The 6,428-nt window shown below is 59.4% G+C and carries 4 protein-coding genes; all 4 read left to right on the plus strand.

Features of this window, described 5'->3' with window-relative positions; genetic code table 11:
* The first annotated feature begins 20 nt into the window (after positions 1-20).
* Entirely contained in the window at positions 21-2,444 is a 2,424-nt protein-coding gene (locus AC3B8H_RS03210; protein ID WP_488440178.1) for a Lon protease family protein, read from the plus strand.
* Positions 2,445-2,676: 232 nt separating this feature from the next.
* Entirely contained in the window at positions 2,677-3,183 is a 507-nt protein-coding gene (locus AC3B8H_RS03215; RefSeq protein WP_488440179.1) for an RNA polymerase sigma factor, read from the plus strand.
* Positions 3,184-3,245: 62 nt separating this feature from the next.
* Positions 3,246-4,202 (plus strand): FecR family protein, encoded by a 957-nt coding sequence (locus tag AC3B8H_RS03220; RefSeq protein ID WP_488440180.1) that lies wholly within the window; start codon positions 3,246-3,248, stop codon positions 4,200-4,202.
* Positions 4,203-4,348: 146 nt separating this feature from the next.
* On the plus strand, positions 4,349-6,428 hold a 2,080-nt coding region (locus tag AC3B8H_RS03225; RefSeq protein ID WP_488440181.1), incomplete at its 3' end, for a TonB-dependent siderophore receptor.

Genomic DNA, 6,428 nt, shown 5'->3' on the forward strand with positions numbered 1-6,428 from the left:
TCAATAAGGACTTTACACCGATGACCATCCCAGCACTCGCGCCGACCCTGCTTTATAAAGCCTGCAACCTGGAGGAATTGCCGTTCGCGACCACCGAGGAACTGGAGGAATTGGACATCGTCGTCGGCCAGGCGCGAGCCCTGGAGGCGATCAAGTTCGGCGTCCGGCTGCGCAAGCCCGGCTACAACATCTTCGCGTTGGCGCCCGACGGCACCGGCAAGCTGACCATCGTCCGCGAACTGGCCGAACACGAGGCGCATCGCCAGCCGGTCCCGCTGGACTGGTGTTACGTACATAACTTCGCGCAACCGGCCAAACCCACGGCGATCGGCCTGGAGCCCGGCCAAGGCCGGGCCTTTCAGTCGGACATGGCCGAACTGATCGACGAACTGAGCGTGGCGATTCCGGCGGCGTTCGACGGCGACGAATACCGCTCGCGGGCCGGCGAACTGGAAAACGAATCGCGCCAGCGCGAACTCAATGTGTTGAACCGAATCCGCGACGACGCCGATCAGGCCCACATTATTTTCACCGAAACGCCGACCGGCTATGCCTTTCTGCCGGCCGACGACAACAACGAGCCGCTGACGCCAGAACAATTCGGCAAACTCGACAAGGACAAGCAACGCCAGTACCACGACACGGTAATGGGCTTGCAGGAACGGGTCCAGGACGCGATCAAACTATTTCCGCAGTGGCGCAAGGAAACCAAACGCAAACTACAGGCCCTCAATCGCGAGATGGCCGAGCTGGCGGTCAATCACTCGATCGACGAGTTGAAGGAAAAATACGCCAAGTGGCAGCCGATTCTGGACTATCTGACCGCGGTGCAAAAAGACATCGTCGAGCATGTCCGCGACTTCATGCCGCACGGCGAAAAAACCCTGTCCTTCCTGGAAATGCCGCAGGAACCGCAGCCGTTCAAGCGTTATCAGGTCAATCTGATCGTCGATTTCAGCCGCAAGCGCTCGGCGCCGGTAATTTGCGAGAATTTGCCGAACTACGCCAATCTGATCGGCCGCATCGACCATCAAGCGCAGATGGGTTCGCTGATCACCGATTTCACGATGATCAAGCCCGGCGCGCTGCACAAGGCCAATGGCGGCTATTTGATTCTGGACGCTCGCAAACTGCTGCAACAACCCTACGCGTGGGAGGCGCTGAAACGCACCTTGCAGGCCGGCGAGATACGTATCGAGTCGCTGGAACGGGCGTTGAGCCTGATCAGCACCACCTCGCTGGAACCGCAGCCGATTCCGCTGAACGTCAAGATCATTTTGCTGGGCGATCCGCTGTTGTACTACCTGCTGGGTTATTACGACCCGGAATTTCAGGACTATTTCAAGGTCGCCGCCGATTTCGAAGGCAGCATGGACCGGCACGGCAGCACGTTGGAATACGCCCGCTTGCTGGCGACGATAGCCCGCCGCGAACAGCTGCGGCCATTGAGCCGACAGGCGGTGGCGCGGGTGATAGAACACAGCGCCCGGCTGGCCGGCGACGCCGACAAGTTGCTGACCCATCTGCGCACGATCAAGGATTTGCTGACCGAGGCCGATTACTGGGCCGGCGAAAACGGCCATACCGCCATCGCCAACAGCGACGTACAACAGGCTATCGACCTGAAAACCCGTCGGCTCGACAAGATCCGCGAAAAACTCTACGAAAATATCCAACGCGGCACAGTGATGATCGACACCGACGGCCAGGTGACCGGTCAAATCAACGGCTTGTCGGTATTGCAAGTCGGCGATTTCGCGTTCGGCCAGCCGTCCCGCATCACCGCGACCACCCGGATGGGCAATGGCAAGATCGTCGATATTGAACGCGAAACCGAACTGGGCGGTGCGCTGCACAGCAAGGGCGTACTGATTTTGTCGCACTTCATCGCCGCCCGTTACGCCCGCGATACGCCGTTCTCGCTGTCGGCCAGCCTGGTGTTCGAACAGTCTTACGGCCATGTCGAGGGCGATAGCGCGTCGCTGGCCGAGCTGTGCGCGATTTTGTCGTCACTGGCGCAAGTGCCGCTGCGCCAGGACTTGGCGATGACCGGCTCGGTCAACCAGTTGGGTCAGGTCCAACCCATCGGCGGCGTCAACGAGAAAATAGAGGGCTTCTTCGACATCTGCAACGCCCGCGGCCTGACCGGCACGCAAGGAGTCATCATCCCGGCCGGTAACGTGCCGCATTTGATGCTGCGATGGGACGTGGTGCATGCCGCTCAAGCCGGCCAGTTTCATATCCACCCGGTCGGCGGCGTCGAACAAGCGCTGGCCTTGCTGACCGGCACCGACATCGGCGAAGCCGACGACCAGGGCCGCTATCCGGCGGATACGTTCAACGGCCGTATCGACGCCCAACTCCAAGCGTTCAGCCGCTCGATCCAGGCCTTTTCGGGCCGCGAAGCCAGCGGCGGCGGCAAGCCTGGCGCCGGTATCGATTGAATCCGAGCGCCATTGCTGCGATAGCGTCGGACCGGCGGCCGGAGTGCGGCATATGCCCCGGCACCGCGGCATATCACACAGTTTTTTACCCGACCTCGAACCACCGAGCCGCTGTGTCATCGCCATATACCACCCGAAAACGCCGGCCCACGGCACGGATCAACAAATCTGGCATGCATTCCGCTGTGGGATTTGCCACGTTTGGCAACTTGGGATCGGCGGCTGGTCGCGGATGGCAATTTCAGAACACGACATTTATCGAATTTTTATCGACCACCGACCGCGGATTCTCGGCTTCTTGCAGCAACGCTTGCGTTGCCCGGATACCGCCGCCGACCTGATTCAAGACATCTATCTGCGCTTGCGCTTGCTGAAACCGCCGCCGAATAGCGAAAGCGAGGTGCGCGCATGGCTTTACGCAGTGGCGGCCAATCTCTCGATCGACCATCTGCGCGCGGAAAAACGCCATAGCGATCTGCTCGACCACTATCTGGGCGGCGCCACCGAGATCGACGTTTCCACTTCGCCCGAACGTAGCGCGCAAGCCCGGGACGACTGGCGGCAGATTGAATCCGCGTTGGCGGAACTGCCGGACCCGTGCGCCGATATTTTGTATCTGAGCCGGATCGAAGGCCTAAGCCACGCCGAAATCGCCGCGCGCCTGGGTATCTCCCTCAGTTGGGTGGAGAAGCAATTGGCCCGCGCGCTGCTGCAATGCCGCCAGGCCCTGGACGCCTAGTGATGGTTTAGCCCGCGCCGATTCGTTATAGTGAATTCCCCGAACCGTTTACCCGTCCGCCGATGACCGATACGCTCGAAACCCCAGAAGACCGCGCGCGCCGGGCCGCCGTCGAGTGGCACGTGCGTCTGACGTCCGGCGCGGTCTCGACGGAAACCGCCGCCGCGTTCGCCGCCTGGCGCCGGGCGGATTCGGCGCACGAGCGCGCCTATCAGGACATCGCCAAGCTCTGGCAAGCGCTGCCGGAGCCGCTGCTGGCCGATCGCCGCCGGCGTCTGGCCTCGGCCAAGCGGCACCGGGCCGGCTGGAGCCTCGCCGCCGCCGCGTCGCTGTTGCTGGCGGCGCTGGCCGGGTTTTTTCCCGATTATCTCCAACACCCGCTGGCCGACTATCGCACTCGCATCGGCGAACAACGCTCGGTCGCGCTGGCCGACGGCAGCATCGTCCATTTAAATACCGACACCGCGATCGACGTGTCGATCAACGGCAACGAACGCCGTATCGCATTGCTGCGCGGCGAAGCCGAATTCGACGTCACTCACGACCTGAACCGGCCGTTTCGGGTAGCGGCCGGCGCGACCATCACCGAAGCCTTGGGCACCCGTTTTATCGTCCGCTACGACGGCCGGGCCGGCAGCGTCACGTTGCTCCGGGGAAAGGTGCGCAGCAGCCGGCCATCGACCCAAGGCGCGCAAACCGATAGCGCCATCCTGGCGCCGGGCCAGCAGCTGACCTTCAATACCGAATCGCTGGGCACGCCGAATCCGATCGAAGCCACAAATGCCGACGCCTGGCGACGCGGCCGTTTGCTGATGAACTTCGTGCCGCTGAAGCAGGTTATCGCCGAAATCAATCGTTACCGCCGCAACCCGATCCGGCTATTGGACGACAACCTGGGCGAACGAGAAGTCAATATCGCCGTCGACATCGGTCAAATCGATGCCTGGCTGAAAGCGCTGCAACAGACCTTGTCGATAGAAATAGTCCAAGCCGGTCCGTTAGTCTTTTTACATTCTTGACGGCGTTGGCATTGCAAACCCGCCACCCGATAGCGCCCCGGCCTACGCGAAAACTCGCTGCGACAATTTGTCGCGGATAGCACAGTACGGGTTCACAATCCGCCAAACGTTCTCAGCCAATACGCAACATAAACTGAGGACATTGCATGAGAAAAACCGGAACCCCGAACCGAACCGATCGCACCCGAGCCAGTTGCTCGACGTCGCTGGGCGCCCTTCCGCTGTGCCTGGGCTTGATCGCCGCCGCGCCACAGGCCGTATTGGCCGAAACCCCTGCTACCAATAACGACACCCGTGGCTACGAGATCGCCGCCCAACCTTTGTACGCCGCACTCAGCGCGCTTGCCGAACAGTCCGGCGTGCAATTTGTTTACAACTCGGAGCTGGTCAAGGGCATCAACTCACCGGGCGTTAGTGGGCAATATTCGCTGGAAGGCGCGTTGAAACGGTTACTGTCCGGATCGGGGATTAGTTATCGATTCAATGACAGCAATACCGTCACACTGCAAAAGGCCGTGGGTCCTGAGCCGCGGTCCGCCGTGACGATGCCGGCGGTGACCGTGGTCGGCAAAGCCGATCTCGATCCCGACGATCCCTACAACCTCAGTTATACCCGCGCCAACACCGCCTTGGCGACCAAAACCGACACGCCCATTATGGAAACACCGGCGTCGATTCAAGTGGTCAACAAAGCAGTGCTGCACGACCAGCAGTCCTACCGCTTACAGGATGCGATCAAGAATGTCAGTGGCGTGCAGTCATACCATTCCTACGGCGGCGACCACGAGCAATTCGTGATGCGCGGTTTCTTGCAAAGTACCGTCAATTACCGTAACGGTATCCGCATCCCGTTTACCAAATTCGATTTGGCCAACGTCGAGCGCGTGGAAGTGATTAAAGGCGCGTCGGCAATGATGTACGGCTTCGGCGATCCCGGCGGCTTGATCAGTACCGTGACCAAGCAACCCAGCTCGACCCCCTACTATTCGCTGGAACAGCGCTTCGGTTCTTACGATTTCTATCGCACCGAAGCCAGCGCCACCGGACCGATCAGCAAGGAAGCCGGCCTGAATTACCGGCTGGACATGTCTTATTTGGATACCGGTTCGTTTCGGCAGAATATGGGTAACGACCGGATCTTTTTCGCGCCGACCCTGAATTGGGAGCCCACGGCGGACACCAAATTCACCTTGTCCTACGAATACTTCGATGAGAACAATAACTACGACTACGGCATCCCGGCGGTTGGGAATCAGTTGGCGAGAATTCCGATTTCCAGGGCCTTTGTGGGGCGTTCGGATTTAAGAAATTCCACCACCAACAATTTGGTCGATTTCCGCATCGATCATCGCCTCAACGATCAGGTCAAATTGAATGCCGGGGTGGTGTCGTCGCAATACCAGAAGTATTGGCAGGGCTTTTATACCGGTCGTGTCAACGAGACGCCCGGCAACTCGTACGGTAACGTCACCCGTAATTACTGGTTTAGCCCCGAAAACGCCGAGTCGCTGACGGCCTGGGTGAACGGTACCTTCGACTTCGAAACCTACGGCGTCAAACACAAACTGCTGCTGGGCGGCGAATACTACAATAGCCAACTGAAATACGAGGTGGCCAGCGGCAACGTGGACACGATCAATATTTTTAACCCCAATATTACGGCCGTTTCCGACGCCCAGTTAGGCCGAATCCGGAGCGCGTCTTACAACGACGTCATCGCCACCGAGAACAGCTCCAAAGCCATTTACCTGCAGGATCAAATGACCCTGTGGGACAAACTGCACATCATGGGCGGTTTCCGCTACGATTGGGTGGATAGGATGCAAGACCTCAGTTGGTGGGCACCGGCAGGCAAAGATGCCCGTAACGACGATGTGGTCAGCCCCAGGGTGGGGATCGTCTACCAACCCGTAGACTGGCTATCGCTGTTCGGCAGCTTTACCGAATCCTTCGGACCCGCCAACGATTACGATAACGGCGGTCGCAAGCTTTACGATTTATTTGATGCCACCCAGTTCGAAGGCGGCGTCAAAACTCAGTTTTTCGACGGCAAACTCAATGCCAGCGTGGCCTATTTCGACCTAGAAAGGACCCAATTCTTTCAAGACCCCAACAGCAATCTGATCAACCTGCAAATCCCGGTCAAAGGCAGCAGCAAGGGTGTCGAATTCGACGTACAAGGTCAGCTTTACGAGGGTTTGAGCGTGATCGGCACCTACGCCTATA

Source organism: Methylomonas sp. BG-2, assembly GCF_057766305.1.

Coding starts and splice junctions, on each gene's coding strand:
- AC3B8H_RS03215 (WP_488440179.1), top strand. CDS start 2,677: ATGGCAATTTCAGAACACGACATTTATCGAATTTTTATCGACCACCGA.
- AC3B8H_RS03220 (WP_488440180.1), top strand. CDS start 3,246: ATGACCGATACGCTCGAAACCCCAGAAGACCGCGCGCGCCGGGCCGCC.
- AC3B8H_RS03210 (WP_488440178.1), top strand. CDS start 21: ATGACCATCCCAGCACTCGCGCCGACCCTGCTTTATAAAGCCTGCAAC.